At 50.1% G+C, this 17367-nt stretch carries 14 protein-coding genes; 8 read left to right on the forward strand and 6 right to left on the reverse strand.

What is annotated here, in order from left to right; genetic code table 11:
* Positions 1 to 127: IS3 family transposase (locus CFK45_RS09255; RefSeq protein ID WP_143247539.1), on the forward strand; the 127-nt coding region annotated here is incomplete at its 5' end.
* Between the two features lie 50 nt (positions 128 to 177).
* A complete protein-coding gene (locus tag CFK45_RS09260) occupies positions 178 to 582 on the forward strand; it encodes a tyrosine-type recombinase/integrase (RefSeq protein WP_414630751.1) in 405 nt (134 codons plus the stop codon).
* A gap of 90 nt (positions 583 to 672) precedes the next feature.
* Here the strand turns inward: CFK45_RS09260 and CFK45_RS09265 are convergent, their stop codons facing one another.
* Both CFK45_RS09265 and CFK45_RS09270 read right to left on the reverse strand, forming a co-directional pair.
* Positions 673 to 2844 carry a hypothetical protein gene (locus CFK45_RS09265; RefSeq protein WP_096086175.1) on the reverse strand — a complete coding sequence of 724 codons (2172 nt, stop codon included), beginning with the start codon at positions 2842 to 2844 and terminating at the stop codon, positions 673 to 675.
* Positions 2834 to 3061, reverse strand: a complete 228-nt coding sequence (locus CFK45_RS09270) for a hypothetical protein (RefSeq protein ID WP_096086176.1) — start codon at positions 3059 to 3061, stop codon at positions 2834 to 2836. The genes CFK45_RS09265 and CFK45_RS09270 overlap by 11 nt, the downstream gene beginning before the upstream one ends.
* Positions 3062 to 3599: 538 nt before the next feature.
* Between CFK45_RS09270 and CFK45_RS09280 the strand changes: the two genes are divergently transcribed.
* The 3 genes from CFK45_RS09280 (at position 3600) to tsaA (ending at position 5838) form a co-directional block, all read left to right on the forward strand.
* Entirely contained in the window at positions 3600 to 3995 is a 396-nt protein-coding gene (locus CFK45_RS09280; protein ID WP_349677394.1) for a DUF3302 domain-containing protein, read from the forward strand.
* Entirely contained in the window at positions 3995 to 4954 is a 960-nt protein-coding gene (locus CFK45_RS09285) for an HlyD family secretion protein (RefSeq protein ID WP_096086179.1), read from the forward strand. The genes CFK45_RS09280 and CFK45_RS09285 overlap by 1 nt, the downstream gene beginning before the upstream one ends.
* Positions 4955 to 5103: 149 nt before the next feature.
* Positions 5104 to 5838 (forward strand): tRNA (N6-threonylcarbamoyladenosine(37)-N6)-methyltransferase TrmO, encoded by a 735-nt coding sequence (gene tsaA, locus CFK45_RS09290; protein ID WP_096086180.1) that lies wholly within the window; start codon positions 5104 to 5106, stop codon positions 5836 to 5838.
* 269 nt (positions 5839 to 6107) lie between these two features.
* On the opposite strand, the gene CFK45_RS09295 is transcribed toward tsaA, so the two are convergent.
* The 4 genes from CFK45_RS09295 to CFK45_RS09310 are packed head-to-tail and all read right to left on the reverse strand — an operon-like array spanning position 6108 to position 13016.
* Entirely contained in the window at positions 6108 to 8546 is a 2439-nt protein-coding gene (locus CFK45_RS09295; RefSeq protein ID WP_239923627.1) for a beta-galactosidase, read from the reverse strand.
* Positions 8547 to 8591: 45 nt separating this feature from the next.
* Positions 8592 to 11042 (reverse strand): ABC transporter permease, encoded by a 2451-nt coding sequence (locus CFK45_RS09300; protein WP_158224656.1) that lies wholly within the window; start codon positions 11040 to 11042, stop codon positions 8592 to 8594.
* Positions 11035 to 11730 (reverse strand): ABC transporter ATP-binding protein, encoded by a 696-nt coding sequence (locus CFK45_RS09305; RefSeq protein WP_096086183.1) that lies wholly within the window; start codon positions 11728 to 11730, stop codon positions 11035 to 11037. Before CFK45_RS09305 ends, CFK45_RS09300 begins: the two co-directional genes overlap by 8 nt.
* Before the next feature lie 44 nt (positions 11731 to 11774).
* Positions 11775 to 13016 (reverse strand): efflux RND transporter periplasmic adaptor subunit, encoded by a 1242-nt coding sequence (locus CFK45_RS09310; RefSeq protein WP_096086184.1) that lies wholly within the window; start codon positions 13014 to 13016, stop codon positions 11775 to 11777.
* 239 nt (positions 13017 to 13255) lie between these two features.
* Here CFK45_RS09310 and CFK45_RS09315 point away from each other — a divergent pair, with 239 nt between their 5' ends.
* The 3 genes from CFK45_RS09315 (at position 13256) to CFK45_RS09325 (ending at position 17310) form a co-directional block, all read left to right on the forward strand.
* Complete coding sequence (locus CFK45_RS09315) at positions 13256 to 14617, forward strand: sigma-54-dependent transcriptional regulator (protein WP_096086185.1); 1362 nt, start codon at positions 13256 to 13258, stop codon at positions 14615 to 14617.
* A 5-nt stretch (positions 14618 to 14622) separates the two neighbouring features.
* Positions 14623 to 15975, forward strand: coding sequence for a sensor histidine kinase (locus CFK45_RS09320; protein ID WP_096086186.1), 1353 nt, complete (start codon positions 14623 to 14625; stop codon positions 15973 to 15975).
* 201 nt (positions 15976 to 16176) lie between these two features.
* A complete protein-coding gene (locus CFK45_RS09325; RefSeq protein WP_096086187.1) occupies positions 16177 to 17310 on the forward strand; it encodes an acyltransferase family protein in 1134 nt (377 codons plus the stop codon).
* The last annotated feature ends 57 nt before the right edge of the window (positions 17311 to 17367 follow it).

Below are 17367 nucleotides of genomic sequence, written 5' to 3' on the forward strand. Positions count from 1 at the left end.
GATTGATGAAGCGCGTTCAGGTATATTTGGTTACATCGAAATATTTTATAACCGCAAGAGAAGGCACTCTGCGAACGACGGGCTTAGCCCCGTCGATTTTGAGGAGGCAGCAACTATCGCTGCTTAAGTAAGGTGTCTACTTTTTGTGGGGAACACCAAATTGATAAGGTTCGGCTATTGCACTTTGAAGATCTTAAGAGCGGGTTTGGTGACGTTTATCTACCGGATGCTTTAGATCGTAAGTATCCTGGTGCAGCTAAAGAATTTTGCTGGCAGTTTTTGTTTCCATCATCTCGGATAGCTGTTGATCCACGATCAGGTGTAAAACGCCGGCACCATTGCCATCCATCAACGTTATCAAAAACGGTTCGCCAAGCTTTGAAAAGAGCTGGTATTCACAAGCCCGCTCGCTGCCATAGCTTTCGCCACAGTTTTGCTACTCATCTACTTGAATCAGGATACGATTTGCGCACGATTCAAGAGTTGCTTGGTCATTCGGATATATCAACCACTGAAATTTATACCCACGTCTTAAATCGCGGCGGGCGCGGCGTATACAGCCCTCTGGACGCATTACTTTAATAGCTTGTTTTTTGCCCTTTTAATTGTTGATAAGAAATAAAAAAAGGCCTCCAAGGAGGCCTGCAAGTTACGGGGTTAAGCTGTTGTTCTCTATTCGTTTGCGCCTTGTATTTCACCTGCGATTACTTTGGCGCCGCCGCTAACCTGGGGCATGGCGCCAATATCGGCGGAGCCCTCAGTGCGGGTTGGCACCGGTGCGGCGGGCTCTCTGATACGCATGCTGCCGCACTGACCGTTGGCTGGCGCCATGCGCTGTTCAATATCGCGGGCTTTTATTACATATTCGTTATTCGCGCCTACACTTGCACCGTCGGCGATGCTAAACAGGGCTTGGTGCCTGTCGTTTTCCCGGCTATGAGGAATGCCCCAGAAGTCGCCGTTGCCGCCGTAGTTCAGCATAAATACCTGGCCGTTAAAGTCGCCGGCGTCGCCGCTGCGGTCGTTAGCATCGCTGTGGGTGTAGCGAACTTGAATTGGTTTATCGAAAGCAAGCATGTTGCCGTTTTCGTCTTTAACGGCGCTGAGTTTGTTCCAGTTATGCGCGCCGGTTTCCCATACGTAGAAAGTGCTCACTAGCGTTGGCTCGTATACGTCCCAGCTATTTTGCAAGCTTGCTGCTGTGGCGGCGTCTACCAAAATACCTGAGCTTACGCCCCACTGGTGGGCGCTGTTATTCAGGGTGCTTTCGCTGATGCCGTCGGCAAATTTCACCGGCTCGCCGTTGTCGTTGCGAACTAAAGTCAGGGCGTTGGCGCCGCTGTTGCCGAAGCTGTAAGTTACAGCGCTTTCACCTTGCAGAGAATACGGGCTGTCGTAGTCGGCAAGGTCACCCGCATCTAAAGTACCTATCGGGCAGCGATCAAAGCAGTGCAGTTCAAGATCACCGTTGGCAAACAAATCGCCCGAGCCGTTAAGCACTTCTTCGCGGTAGAAACTTAAGAAATCTGAGCCGCTTTGGTAGCGCACTTCGCCGCCGAGCTGTTCGCTGTACATGTACAGCGTTTCATAACTCTCAAGAGTGATGGGCATCGGGTCGAGCTGAACGATTTCCTCTCCATTTTCACCGTGGCGCAGGCCGGCAACAACATAAAAGCCGTTGCTGCTGTAATTGACAATCAAGTTGTCGTAGCCGAGTTCGTAAGCGCCGTCCCAGCTTCGAAAATCAATGCCTGCTGCGTTGCTAAGCGGCAGAGCTTCAACGGATTTTTTAATTAACTTACCTGGGGCACTAACAATCCTGAAACTCTCAGGCGTGCCGCCCTGGCCAAAGTTTTCTTTGGTGATTTCGCTTCCGCTGGGCAGGCCGTTTTCATCTTCGGTCCATACCCCCCAATAACCTACATGGCCGTGGCTATCGGCTGCGCCATTACCGTCACTGTCGTAGCGAAAAGAGAAACCCGAGTTCACTTCAACACGGGCACCAGTTGTAGCGTGGTAAAGGTCATAGCGGTGAACACTGTCGATAAATTCGGTGCGGCTCAAACACATGCCTTCGTTGTCTCCATTTTGGAAAGCGAGGCTGTCGTAGTTGTCGCCAGCTTGAATTAAAACATGGTTATCGTTAAAGGCGAGGGCATTGGCGCGGCCAAAGTCACCCCATTCGACGGCGGTCAGTGCGAAGCCTTCGCTGCGGTCAGCGCTCATCACTACGCTGGCACTTTGTGAACTGCGATGGCTGCCACGTTGATCTTGTTCGTAAAGGGTGAAACCAATATGCTCTTCGATATCAACGGTTTTTAATTCACCGCCACCGCGACGGCTGCTGTCAGAAAAACTGTTATAAAAGTCGAAGTTAAAGGTAAATTGTCCGAAGGGGTTGCTGTCGCTCGCGCCTTCATAAATTACCGCTTTAAATTTAATCGCCTGTGCAAAATCGTCATCGCCCATATCCGGCATCCAGGCGCTAACAATTAATGGTGAGGTGTCGCTTTCGCGAGTCGCTTCAACAATAACTTCTTTATAAGCCGGGCTGCCGCCGCCTTCGCTGTCACTGCCGTTGCTATCGTTGGAAAAACAGCGATCTTCATCTGCGAGTACAATGTAGGCGCCGTCGTTTACAAAGTCGGTTACGCGCATTTGTTCGGTGAAACAAAGAATACCGTTAACCAGCTCCAGTGGTTCGAGCGCTTCGTTCCAAACGTGGCTGCGTTGTTTGTCGGTATTAAAGTCGCTAGTGCTGTCGTGAATGCTTTGGGCAAAGGCGCCGCTGCTGCAGATGGCTGAAATTGCCAAAGAAAGTTTTATGCTGGTTTTAGTTTTCATTGGTAACCACCTCAAGCTTGCTGGGCAGAGTCAGTGTTTCGGTGGCAACAGCTTGTTGCAATTCCTGGCTTTCGTTGCCGTCTATTTGGTTGGCGCTGTCGCCTGCTTGATTGGCATTGCCGCCGGAGCCGTCGCCAGCCGAGCCGCCTCCACCACAAGCACTAAGGCCGGGGCCAACAAAAATTACAAATAAAAGGCTTAAGAAAAATTTACGCATTGCTTATCTCCGCCGTGTTTTTATTAGGTCAGTTGCTGAAACACAGTGGTTTAAGTTGCAAGGGGCGTGACAGGAGATTAGAAATAAACGAGATTAAAATACGCCAAGTACAACGCCTAAGCTAAGTGCTTGTTTTGTAAGCCCGCTTTTGTTGTTGCCGAGCCCGCCGTACTATGTGATGGATGTCTCAGCACTTCGTGTTATAAACAGAAGTTCGGCTTAGCTCTGATTCAACTAACTGTTTACTACAGTGGCGCCAAATACCACGCGGACAAAATCTGTCAGGCCCTGACGACTTTGGCGCACAAAACAACCTTGACTATTTTTATTGAAATAAAACGGCCGTTTGTTTTTTCTGGCCGTGATAGGCCGCTTATATTGCAAAAAATATAAAACACAAAGTATTTAAAACTGGATCACAGGGTAGGGTATAGTTAGCCAATATAGGCAGCTAGCCAAGATCGCTCTTGGGTACAGGCTGTTAAGACTGCTGTTATGAGAAGGATGAAGGCTAAGCGGGCCTTGTTAAGGAAACATTATGTTGGACTATTTTGCACTCGGGCTTCTGATTTTTGTGTTTGTCACCCTTTTTTATGGTGTCATTGTTATTCACGATATTCCCTATGATATTGCCAAAAAGCGCAATCACCCTCAGCAAGATGCGATTCACGTTGCCGGTTGGGTCAGCTTGTTTACGCTGCATGTGCTGTGGCCCTTTTTGTGGATATGGGCAACACTCTACCGCGACGATCGAGGCTGGGGTTTTATCAAAGAGGACGAAGCCAAGCTGGCTGAGCTCGAAAAAAACGAAAAAAAGCGCGAACAGCAGCTAAGTTTGCTTCAGCAAAACTTGGCTCAGGCAACTGCAGAGCTAAATACCGTAAAAACACGCTTAAGCGAGCTTGAACAGTCATCACAAGTGGAGGCCGACTAATGGATCTGCTTCTTATATTGACTTATGTTGCGCTGTGCACAGTCGTATTTAAAGTTGCCAAAATTCCTTTGAACAAGTGGACGGTGCCCAGCGCAGCGCTTGGTGGAATTTTTCTTATCGGTGCGCTGATTGTGCTGATGAACTACAACCACCCGTATTCAGAAAAAAGCCGCGAGTACTTTGTCAGTACGCCCATTATCCCGGCCGTGCGCGGGCGTGTTGTTGAAGTTGCCGTTGAGGCAAACCAGGTTGTTGAAGCGGGCAGTTTGCTTTTTCGCATAGACCCGGCACCCTTTGAAGACAAAATTGAAAGCCTGGAGGCAAGGCTTGTGGCAGCGCGCGCCGATCAGCAGCGTGCCGAGGAGCTGATGCGGCGCAAAGTTGGCATTCAGCGCGACCTTGATCAGGCGACAGCCCTGGTTGAACAGCTTGAAGCTGATTTAGAAGTCGCCGTCTACGACCTGCAGCAGTGTGAGGTCAGGGCGCCGAGCCGCGGTTGGGTGACGCAGCAGTTCTTGCACGAGGGCATGATGCTGGTGCCTATGCCGCTGCGCCCGGCGATGGTGTTTGTTCACGACGAAAATTATGTGCTGGTTGCCTGGTTTAGGCAAAATAGCACCATGCGCCTGGAGCCGGGCTTTGAAGCCGAAGTGGCCTTTGACGCGCTGCCAGGCGAAGTGTTTTCCGGCAAGATTCGCTCGGTATTGCCGGTGCTTGCTCAGGGTGAGTTACAAGCCAACGGCCGTTTGCTCAGCAGCGAAAACGATCACTACCCCGGGCGCATACCGGTGATTATCGATATTACCGACGCTGCGTTTCTAAATTACAAGGCCAGTATACCTGGTGGCGCCTTTGCGCAGGCGGCGGTGTACAGCGATCACTTTGAGCATGTGGCGATTATGCGCAAGGTGCTACTGCGTATGAATTCCTGGATGAATTATTTGTTTCCATTTCACTAAGTGGATGTTTTAGCTTATTTGTCGCTACAGCTCGCCGTTGCTTTTGCGTACCATAGCGGGCTTAAATTCTGGCCTTTTTTAATTTGTGTTAACAGGCCCTAGAGCACCGCTCTATCGTTTAAGGCCCGTCCAACGGCGATACAAGATCCATGACTCAGACAGACTTTGTTGTGCAGCCCTTAGGTTTTGTACACAGTTGTTTTAAAGAAAAATTCGGCATTCCCCGCCAGCCGGGCCTGGTCAGCGAGGCCAAAGCTAAACTTGTCTTGCAGCCGCCGTTTAATCGCGCCGAATGTGTTGAGGGTTTAGCCAGCTGTTCACATCTGTGGCTGCATTTTATTTTTCACGGTTTTGCTGAAAACGCATGGAAACCGACAGTTAGGCCGCCGCGCCTGGGCGGCAATAAGCGCATGGGGGTATTTGCAACACGCGCGCCGAACCGGCCAAACCGGCTAGGTTTAAGTGTTGTCAAACTTGAGTCGATCGACCTTAGTGACGGTGTCTGTTTAAACTTAAGTGGTGTTGATTTATTAGATGCGACGCCGGTGGTCGATATTAAACCCTATGTGCCTTATGTCGATGTGGTCAACGAGGCAAGCAATACTTTTGCCGATGAGCCGCCGCCGGTGTTAGCGGTGGTTTTTTCCAGGCAGGCTGAATTAGCGCTGGCCGAGCGCGAAAAGCTGTATCAGGAACATCAGGGCATCAAGCTTAAGCGCCTGATTGTCCAAGTGCTTCAGCAAGATCCGAGGCCGCGTTATCAGCACTATGATCCGTCGCGCATTTATGCCATGCACTTGCTCGACTTTGATTTAAAATGGTCTTATCGCCAGTCAGCCGAGGCTAAACTTGAGCTTGTTGTTGTATCGCTTGACGATAGATAAAAAATCCCGGCTAGGTTCGCACTTCGTCTGTGAATAAGTCACTGGTCCTCCGGCTCGCTGCCTGCAGTGGCTTTCGCGGGATGCCGTGAACCCGTCCCTGGGGGCTGCGCCGCCGCATCCATGCGGCAGAGCCCCGCTCAAACCACTCCAGGCACCAAGCCTAGCTACGAGCAAATAAAAGGCTCAGCAAGCTTGCTCACAGTGTTATTGCATTGTCTGACCATAGCCGGGCCAGGGTTGGGAGCACGGGGAGAGCTCCTAATTTCTCCTTAGTTTTTGTTCCAGCGGCGCTGGTACATCTCAGCGTGAACTTCTTTTGCCGCCTGAACTAAGGGCGCATAGGGAATGTCGGTGACCGCAACCATGCCGTTGTTGTAGTTTTCACCGTCGTAGGCGCGACCCGGTATTGGGCTATCCATATACTGGAACATATGGGCACCGATAAAACTTGGGTGATCAATAACGCTGTACATATAGCTTTTATACATGCGGCCCCTGTCTTCTTGATCGCTGCTAATAACAATGCCCGGGTGCACGTGGCCGGCATCAAACGAGCCAAAGCTAAATTCGCCAATGAGCGCCGGCGCGTCGATGTCTTGCATAAATGCCCATTCGCTCGGCACCAGGCCTTCTTCGTATAAGTTAAACGTAATGATGTCCATGTGTTTGCTGCCGGATTGAACAATTTCAATTGGCATGCCCCACACAGGCAAACGAGAACCAAGGTAGAGGTGATTGGGCAGGCGCTGCTTGAGTGCGCGCTTGACGGTGCCAAAATACTGGTCGCCGTAGGCGTAGAGCATGGCAGAGTAGTCTTGTTTTTGCTGTTTGCTGTTAAAGCTCGGCTCGACGCCTTTGGCAAATTCATCCCACGATGCCAGGTTTTTCCCCCAGGCTTTATTTAGCTTGTTGATGTCGCCGTATTTATTTTTCATCATGCGGGTAAATTCCGCTTTGGCGTAAACCTTGGCGGCGTCTTCTTTTAAGGTGTTATAGACAATGCCGTAGTGCAGCTCGTCGGTTTCGAGGCGGCCAAAACTTTGCTCGTTGTCGAGAAAAATACCCATGCACCATGGGCTGTTTTTAATTTGTTTGGCGACGCCGTCAACAGCGGCTTCCGCGCGCGTTTTAAACAGCGGGTCCCACGGGTCTGGCACACCGTGCCAAAAATCAAAACCGCTGCTTAAGGTGCCGAAGTCGCCGATGATATCGGCAAAGGCGACATAGGGCATTTTGGTATTGCTGTAGAACTCTTCCTGAGCCCAATTGCCGAGAGAGCTATAGCCCCAATTTTGCATGCGTTTTAGGGTGATTTCTCGCCAGCTTTGTAAATAACTCTCCGGGCTACTCTCACCGTATTTTCGTTCGAGGTTGGCGCTGTAAAAACTGTAGGTTTCGCCGTGTTTAAGCGGCCCGCTTTGGGTTTCGCGGCGGTAGCCAAAGTGGTTGCCGAGCTCATCGTCGTAACTGGGCAGCCACTTGAAAATATCCGCGCGCGTTTGGCTAACCAGTTTGCGCGAAGGCAAAGCATCATCGCTAACGCGGTTAAGCGGTTGGTCGTCTTCTGAGATCAGCATTTCGCCGTGGCGCTTAGGGATAAACTTTTGATCAAAATCGTAACCGGTTAGGGTCGATGAGTTGGAAAGGCGCAGAATGTCGATACCGGTGCTTAGGTATAAATAACCTTCCGGGTCTATTAACCACCATTTTCCATTGATTTTTTCAGTGCGGAAGTTGCCAGTAGCCTCATAGCGCGGGCCGTCGGCCCAGCCGTTGAATTTACTGCGCCCAGGGAAGGCTTGATCGCTGAGCTCGGCGAGCTCTTTGTCTCTTGCCTGATGCAACTGCTCTAGGCTGTGAATCTTGCCTGGGTAGTCAACTTTATTATTTTGGCCAAATTCATCAATTAAGCCGCTGAGAAAGTTTTTATCCATTTTCGGGTTGGGGCGCAGACGCAGGTTGTCGATGGTAAATTGCCTGTCGCTGAGCATGCCTTTAACCGAAAAACTGATCTTGGTAATGCCTTTTAAGTTCAGGTGTTTTTTGCCCCACAGCGAAAAAACCTGGTGATCGCCCTGCCAGGTGGGTGGGTTTGAACGCAGGCCGCTTTCAAAATTAAATTCATTGTCACTGGCCCAGGCCGGCTCTTTTTGATCGTGGCCATCCATTTTGGCATACCAGGTCCAGGTCACTCCGACCGGTGCAACAAAGGCGCGGGTATAGGTATTGCCGTCGATATCGCTGATATCTAAGTTGATATCGACACTCTCGTCGCCAAAGTTGGCGATATCAAAGGCCAGATGAAAATCCTGGTATTGGCTCCAGTCCCAGGCCTCATTGGGTTCAAAGTTAAGCGCCGCGCTGTTGTGATCGCGCGTCTTGGTGTGAACCAGCAGGGATTTTTCCCCACTTATGGCCTGTTTGCCCGAGACTATGCTTGTTGTTGCGTTGTTGCTGTTAATCGCCGAGCGCAGGCTGATATTGTCAAAGTCGGCGAGCATTTTTTCGCCGCTTAGTTTTTTCGCTTCGATATTGGCGTCGGGACTGTTTTGTACGTTGTTTGGGGCACCGTTGTTAGTCTGGGGCTTAGACTCGCTGTTTTGGCAGCCAGTTAAACTTAAACCGGCGGCGGCAACCATAGCGCTTAAAGAAATACCGGCTAAGGTCGACGGTAAACGGCGAATGTTGGGGAAATATAAGTGACTCATAAGTCCTTCCTTATTCATACTTATTTAAGGTCTTGTTAAAATTTGTTATTCATAGCGAAGGGCGTGCACGGGTTTGCGCATGGCGGCGCGGGTGGCGTGGCTGGCGACGGTTAACCAGGCAATTAGCAGGGCGAGCACCGCGGCAAAAATAAACACGGAAAATGGTAAACCAATATTTTGTGAAAAGTTTTTAAGCCAGGCGCGCATTGCCAAGGCGGCAATGGGCCAGGCAATCACATTGGCAATCAGTACCAGTACCGCAAACTCTTTTGTTAATAAAACTACGATGCTAGGTACCGATGCGCCCATAACTTTGCGCACGCCAATTTCTTTTGTTCGCCGTGCAGTAGTGAACGATGCGAGACCAAATAAACCGAGACAGGCGACAGCAATGGCCAGGCTGGAAAAGGCAATAAACATGGTTGCCTGTTTGTCCTGGCTGTTGTACATCGCCTCAAAATTTTCGTCGAGAAAACTCAAGTTTACTGCGCGGTTAGGCATTAATTCTTGCCAGCTTGCATGAATAAACGGGATTAATTCATCGGTGTAGTCGGTATCAATTTTAACCGAAATATTTTGGCTGCTCTCTTCGACAAGGTGATAAATCATCGGGTTTTGCTCTTCGAGTAGCGAGCCAAAGTGAACGTCTTCAACAACACCAATCACCTCGAGTTGCATAAAAAAGTCGTTGCCATTTTGAGTCCCGGTGGGTGCGCTCAATACTTTGCCTATCGCTTCATTGGCCTGGTAACCGAGCTGCTTGGCGGCGCTGCGGCTGATAACGGCAACTGTTTTGGTAACCGGTTGTTCTGCGTCGGGAAAAACACGAAACGGGTCGTTGCGCTTCTCTGAAAAACTGCGGCCAGCGAGCAGCGGGATTTCGTAGTGTTCAATAAAGTTGTAACCGACATTGAGAATGTCGAGCGCAACCATATTGTCTTCGTTTCTCGGTACACCTTCGGCGTAATACACAGAGCTGTTAAACAGTGTGTTTGCCGGCGCTTGATTGGAGCGAGTGACACTGAGCACGCCGGGGTGAGCGCTAAGTTTTTCGCGCATGGCCCGATATACGGCGTTCATATCCTGCAAACCGGCGGCGTAGGGCGTATCCAAAATAAGGTTTTGGGCCTTGTTGTAGCCGGGGTCGAGAGTGCGCGCGTACTGGGTCTGCAAGACAACCACAGCCGTACAGATCAGCAGCACAATTGAAATTGAAAACTGAAGCACAACCAGGCCTTTGCGCAGGTGGCTGGAGCCGCCAGCTTGGGCCAGGTCGCCCTTTAAAACTTGCGCCGGCTTAAAACCCGAAAGATAAAAGGCAGGGTAAGAGCCCGCGATACAGCCCACCACAGCAACTAACAGCAATAAAAAGCCCAGGTTCTTTGCAGTGTAGAGGCTTAAGCTTGTTAGCGGTAGCTCTACAAAGGCGGTAAACCACGGCAGGATTAACTCAACTAACGAGCATGCAATAAGCATGGCTATTGTTGTCAGTACCACCGCCTCGCTTAAAAATTGAATAATAAGCTGGGCGCGCGACGCCCCGGCTACTTTTCTTAAGCCGACTTCTTTGGCCCGCAAGGTGGCGCGGGCGGTGCTTAAGTTCATAAAGTTAATGCAGGCAATTAATAAAATTACAAAGGCGATGGCGGAAAAGCTAAGTACCATCACATAGCTGCCGGGTTCGCCGAGTTCAAACATCAGGCGGCTGTGTAAATGAATATCGGCAATAGGCTGCAAATACAGCGCGTGATTTTCATCCATATCCGGGAACTGTTCCTGTAACAGGGCAGGGAACTTTTGTTCAAGCCGCTTGGCGACGTTTTTGTCGGCAACTTTAATAAAGGTGTAAGTACTATTGTTGGACCAGTTTTCCATCGCCTGGGGGTAGGCGCGCTGCACACTGCTTAGCGAGCCGAGCATGGGAAATTGCAGGTGAGTATTTGGCGGTAAATCTTTGATAACGCCGGTTACTTCAACCGGAAATTGGCCCATCATCAGCAAGGTTTTGCCTATTGGGTCTTCGTTGCCAAAGAAGCGCTTAGCCTGAGTCTCGGTCATCACCAGCGTGCTGTGGCGTTCAAGAGCGGTGTTTTTATCGCCGGCGATAAATTCGAGCTGGAAAAATTCAAAGATATTTTTGTCGGCCCAAAGAAAGTTCTCGACATTAAACTGTTTGTCTTGCCAGCTAAGCGGCATGGTCGAGCCCATACCTATGCGAACGATGTCGTCGATCTCGGGGAAACGCGCTTTTAAAAGTGGGCTAAATGGCGGCGCGATACTGGCAAGGTGAGAAAACTCGTTGCCAAAATCGCGGCTAACGCGATAGATTTGCTCGGAGTTTTGCCAGTGTTGGTCGTAGCTGCTTTCGTAGCGCACGTAGAGCACAATTAATATGCATACGGCCAGGCCAAAGGCGAGGCCAAGAATATTTAGCGCACTAAATAGCCGGTTGGCGGCGATATTGCGCAGAGCAATCAGCAAGTAGTTTTTAAGCATGCTCGGCAACCTTGGCCAGTTGGTTTTCGCTGACAACTTTGCCATCAAATAAGTGAATTAAACGTTTGGCGTATTCGGCGTGGTACTGGCTGTGGGTCACCATCAAAATAGTTGTGCCTTCATCGTTGACCTGTTTAAGCAGCTCCATCACTTCATCGCCGTGTTTTGAATCGAGGTTGCCCGTTGGCTCATCGGCTAGGATCACCTCCGGTTTGCAAATTAATGCGCGGGCAACGGCAACGCGCTGCTGTTGGCCGCCACTGAGCTGCTGCGGCATATGCTTGGCGCGGTGTGCGATATTTAGCCGTTGCATGACTTCGTCAACACGTTGTTGCCGTTCCGCGCGGGCAATGCCCTGGTAAAAAAGCGGCATTGCGATGTTTTCAGCCACGCTTAACTCATCGATTAAGTTAAAACTTTGGAAAATAAAACCGATATGGCCTTTGCGCTTTTGCGCAAGCTTGCGTTCGCTGTAGCGGCTGATCTGTTCGCCGTTAAAAAAGTACTTGCCATCGCTCGGGCTATCGAGCATGCCGAGCACGTTAAGTAGGGTTGATTTGCCACAGCCCGATGGCCCCATGATAGAAATAAACTCGCCGGCCTCGATATTTAGGTTGATATTATTCAAGGCGGTGGTCTCGACTTCGCTGGAGCGATAGACCTTAGTAATGTTTTCGAGACGAATCATGCTTGCTCCTGTTAGCTTACCTGCGTGGAATTGGCATTTAATAATTAGTGTTCAATAAAAAGGCGGTCGACATTGCGGTAGTTACCGTAGCTCGACACAATGATTTTTTCCCCGGCTTCAAGGCCCTGGGTAATTTCAAGCTGGCTCGGGTTGCGGCGGCCAAATTTAACGTCGCGCTTATAGGCAACTTGCCCGTCTTCGCTCAATACAAAGACCCAAGCGCCGCCGCTTTCCTGAATAAAGCTGCCGTTGTCGACCAGCAGCACCCGCTCTCGTTTACTGAGCATTAAACGCGGGCTTAAGCTCTGGCCACGGCGTATAGACTTGGGTGCGGCGCCGACAAAATTTAAATCCACTTCAAATTCGTTATTGCGAACTTCGGGGTAAATCTTGCTCAGCTCGAGCTCGTAGTTGTGGCCGTGAATCTCGACTTCGGCGCGCTGGCCGAGGCTCAGGCGGTTAAGGTAGTACTCACTTACCATGCCGCTTGCTTTATAGCGTTCAACATCGTCGATCTGACCGAGGCGCTGACCCCGGTTGCGGGTTTCTCCAAGCTCGACATCAAAGGCGGTCAGGCGGCCCGAGCGCGGCGCTTTGACAATTAAGTTATCGAGGTTGGAGCGGGCGATCACCAGGTTTTTCTCAAGCTGAGCGACGCTGGTTTCGAGTTGTTCTATCTGCGCCAGGCGCATCTGCTCTTCTTGTTGCTGGCTCTCCAGCGTCAGTGTGCGGCGGAGCTCCATATAGTGAAGTTCGTCTTCGAGGGTATCGATTTCCTCTTCGCCGACATAGTCGGCAAGCTTCTGGCGTCGCTCAAGGCGGCGCTTAAGGCGTTTTATCTGGTAATCAATCTCAATTAAATCCCGCTTCAGGCTCAGCCGATTTTGTTCAATCGCCAGTTTGGTATTGCGCAAGTTGTTTAACTGTTCGCTAACTTGCGCCTCGCGCGAAATCAGATCGAGCTGCAGTGTTGTATTACTGAGTTCGAGCAGCTTTTGGCCTTTTTCAACCAGCTCGCCTTCTTCGACAAAAATTTTCTCAACCCGGCCGCCCTCAATCGCGTCGAGGTAAACCGTTTTAAACGGCTGCACAAAAACGCGCAGTGGCAGGTAGTCTTCAAACAGCGATTGTCTGACCTCGGCAATGCTTAGGCGCTCGCCTTTTACACTAAAACTCTGGCCACTTCCCGGCCCGAGCGCGACGATGGTCGCGGCAACAACAACACCGAGGCCGGCCAGGGCCCAGTACCAATAGCGGCGCGGGCTTTTTTCAATTTTTTTATCCATCGTCTTTTATTGTGCTCTTCGCGTTTTCGGTAAGCTTCTTGCGTTTTCTTGGTTACTTGTAGAGCCAGGACTGTGCCAAAACAAAATGTCTATATATTTCAATGGCTTAGTTCCGCTCTTGTGCTGATGTGTGTGCGCTGGCTATACACGAGGTGTACGCATGCGTACACTTGCCTGAGTTTGTCATTGCGCTGGAGCGGCTTTTTATAAGCTCGCTTAACAAAAAATAAGGAAGCTCTATGGCTAAAAAAAATGCCAAGATTGTTGTTGTTGACGACGATAAAGACGTACTGATTGCCGCCGAACTTTTATTAAAGCGCCACTACAGCGAAGTCAGCTGTTATAGCCATCCCCAAAAGCTGCTGGACGCCTGCCCACAGTTGCGCGGCGATGTTTTTTTACTCGATATGAACTTTGCCCTCGGCCGCAATACCGGTGAGGAAGGCCTGGCTTGGCTTAAGCGCATTCAGGAAATAAAGCCCGGCGCGGTTGTGGTTATGATGACGGCCTACGGCGATGTAGAGACCTCGGTAGCGGCAATTAAAAATGGCGCGGCCGATTTTGTGCTTAAGCCCTGGCAGAATGAAAAGTTGCTGGCGACCTTAAATTCGGCGCTGCTGCTTGCCGATAGCCGCGAGCAGGTGCAAAAGCTAAAACAGCAGCGCCGCGAGCTGCAGCAGCAAAATAAAGCGATCATCGCCGAAGCTCCGCTGATGAAACAGGTACTCAAACTCGCGCAGCGAGCCGCGCTGACCGATGTCAATGTATTGATACTCGGCGAAAACGGCGCCGGTAAAGAAGTGATCGCACAGGAAATTCACCGCCACAGTGCGCGCAAAGATGAGTTGATGCTCAGTGTTGACCTCGGCGCGATACCCGAGAGTTTGTTTGAAAGTGAGTTATTTGGCCACGTTAAGGGCGCCTTTACCGATGCCAACAGCGATAGGGCCGGGCGCTTTCAAGCGGCCAGTGGCGGCACCTTGTTTCTCGATGAAATAGGCAACCTGCCTTTGCATTTGCAGGCAAAATTGCTGCGTGTGCTTGAGAGCCGCGAAGTCAGCCCGGTTGGCTCAGACAAACATATCGCCGTTGATGTACGCCTGATTTGCGCAACGAATATGCCGCTGCAAACCTTGGTGGATGAAGGCAAGTTTCGCGCAGATTTATTTTATCGCATCAACACGGTACAGCTTGAATTGCCGCCGCTGCGCGAACGCCCCAGCGACATACCGCTGCTGCTTGATTTTTACATACAAAAAAGTGCCGCCAAATACAAGCTGGCTCACAAGTCTTTGAGTGCGGCGGCCATTAAAAAACTCAGTGCCTACGCCTGGCCGGGCAATGTGCGCGAGCTTGCACATGCGGTTGAGCGCGCATTGATTTTAAGTGAGGGCGACGAGCTCAGTGAACACGACTTTTTATTGCGCCCGCAAGGCGGCGGCAGTACCGCCTTGTTTGATAACTGCAACTTGGAGCACGTTGAACGCCTGGCCATTGAACAGGCACTTAAAAAGCACGCGGGCAATATTAGTCACGCGGCCGAGGAGCTGGGTATTACCCGCACCTCTCTTTACCGGCGCTTAAAAAAATACGGTTTATAGAGCTTATGAACGTTTCGTTAACCCTGCGTTTTCGCTGCCTATTTTTACTGCAGCTGCTGGTTTTATTTATTTTATTGTTCACCTGCGTATTTGTGCTAAAGCTTGAACAGCAGCCGTTGACGAGTGTGCTGTTTGTCGGCTTGGCTGTGCTGCAGTTGCTGTTGTTACTGTCTTTTGTCGAGCGCCACTTTCGCCTTGTTGCGCAGTTTTTTCGCGCGGCACAAAGTGGTGATTTTTCTCAAAGCCTCGGTGACGGCGCCTACAGCAATGAGCTAAAACAGAGCTTTAATCAGCTCAATCGCCAGCTGGCAGAAAAACGCCACCAGAAAGAAGCGGAGAACGACTTTCTACGCGCCTTGGTGCGCCAGGCTCCGGTGGCAATCTTGGCCTTTGATCAGCTTGGCAATATTAGTCTATTTAATCTCGCTGCCAGCCGTTTGTTTAATCAGGCAAGCCCCGTCAATATTCGCGAACTTGAACACAGCTTTAGCGGATTTGTCGACGCGCTAAACAAAAATACCGGGCAGAGCCGGGCCTTGTGCAAGGTTGTGCGCGATGGTGTTGAATACAACTTGATGTTGGCGCAGAGCTCGGCCGTACTCGATGATAAACAGCAAAGCCTGGTAACCATAGAAAATATTGGCCGGGAATTAATGGATGCCGAATATCAGGCGTGGCGAAACCTGATTAGTGTGCTGACCCATGAAGTGATGAATTCGGTGACGCCGGTGGTTTCGCTGGCGACAACCTGTCGCGATATTCTGAGCCAGGATGAGCTTTTATCTATGCCGCCGGAGCAGTTAAATGCGGAGTTACACGATGCAAAACAAGCGGTGCGAACCATCGCCTCGCGCAGTGAAGGCATTGTCAGTTTTGTTCAGGCTTACAGGCAGCTGGCAAAAATGCCGGCACCTGAGTTCGAATCAATAAATATGGTGGATTTTTTTGCAGAGCAAAAACCTCTGTATATGAACTTAGGTGCAAGCGAGCGGCTCGAGCTCAGCATTGATATTGAGCCTGCGAGCCTTGCGCTGCGCGCCGATAGGCAGCAATTGGCTCAGGTCTTATTAAACCTGGTGAAAAACGCCATCGAAGCGATGGAAACAAGCGCCGAGGCCAAGCTTAATATCGAATTACGTCTGCGCGCCGCCAAGACCGTGCTCAGTGTAAAAGACACGGGCTGTGGCATTGAAGCTTCAATGCTCGAGCAGATTTTTGTGCCGTTTTTTACCACAAAACGCCACGGCTCGGGCGTGGGTTTGGCCCTGACCAGGCAGTTTATGCACGCCCACGCCGGCCAGTTGGCTGTGCACTCAAACGTAGGTGAGGGCACAAGAATCGAGCTGATTTTTAATTAGTGTTAACAGGCCCTAGTGTTGCACAAGCCAAGGCCAAAACCGAATCGCGATTATTCTGTCTCGTATATCATCTTTTGGGGCTACCATTCGCCCGGAAACTGTGAAAAACTTTAAATTCATGTTTTCACTTGTTTCAACGTATTGAAACGACCTGCTGTAGTTTACGGCACGCTTAGGTGTGGGCGAAACCTAGGGGATTTTATGGATAATACGATAAAGCATGATATCGCGCTGCTTGATTTTATTCGCGGTTGGGCGGCGCTGGTGGTGTTTTTTGCACACGCAGCGTTATTGGGTTTTGGGCCCAGCGTGCTTGCTGCGGTTTTAGCTCACGAAGCCGTAAACGCTTTTATGTTGGCCTCGGGTTTTTTAATTTATTTTCAGTGCTCTATCAGTAAGTCGTATGAAGGCTTACAGACCCGCTCGGGTATAACAAACTTTGCTATTCGCCGCTATTTTCGAATCGCACCTGCCTATTACCTGTGTTTACTTCTGGCTTTTTTGTTTTCTGATTTTCTCGGCCAATGCCGCGAGTCAATTGCCGAGGTGTTGCCGCATGCCAGCACTGATATGGCGCGTTATTATTTCGCCAAACCACTAGAGAACTTTCTTGTTCATATTACTTTTGTCTTTGGTTTAATCCCCTCCTATGCCTTTACTACGCCGCTTCCCGATTGGAGTTTGGGGCTGGAGATGCAGTTTTATTTTATGTTTCCGTTTCTTTATTTTTTCTATAAAAAGAACTTTGCTTTATTTTTAACCCTGTCTTTGTTGCTGATGTCTTTTATTGCCTATGCCTTAACATCGGCCGGCATTGAGTATGCAATGCCTACTTTGTTAGCGCTTAAGTTTCACAATTTTGCTGCGGGCATGGTGATTGCGCATGTACTGATAAACAAACAGGCGAGGCTGTCTAATGCGATTGCGGTGCTTGTCACCTTGTTGTTCTTGGTTGTGTTAAACGACAATGTGCTGATTGCGTTGATGTTTGTTTTTTGTCTGTGGTGGATTTGTTATGCCGACCACTTTGCCAAATTTGGTTTCTACAAGGCCTTGGCTTATCTTTTTAATGCTCGCCTAAATAAGCTGTTGGCTGAAATGTCGTACTCCGTCTACATTTTCCACCTGCTGCTTATGCTGCCGTTTTTTGCTTTTGTACTAAAACACGGGCCTTTAAGCGCAAGCACGTGGCTGCTGTTATCAAGCTTGCTGTTCTGCATAGTGCTTGTATTTGCCTACTTTATTTATCGATATGTCGAGATCCCGGGTATTAACTTAGGTAAGGCGCTGATCGGCCGGCGAAAAGCGCTCGGGCCAAAAGGGCTCTCTGTGTGATGGCGCTAGATGCTTAAGTTTGCGCTATTGTTCGTTGCGATCAAAAATCAAACACGT

This window comes from Agaribacterium haliotis, assembly GCF_002312815.1.
In the GTDB taxonomy this organism is placed as follows: Bacteria; Pseudomonadota; Gammaproteobacteria; order Pseudomonadales; family Cellvibrionaceae; genus Agaribacterium; species Agaribacterium haliotis.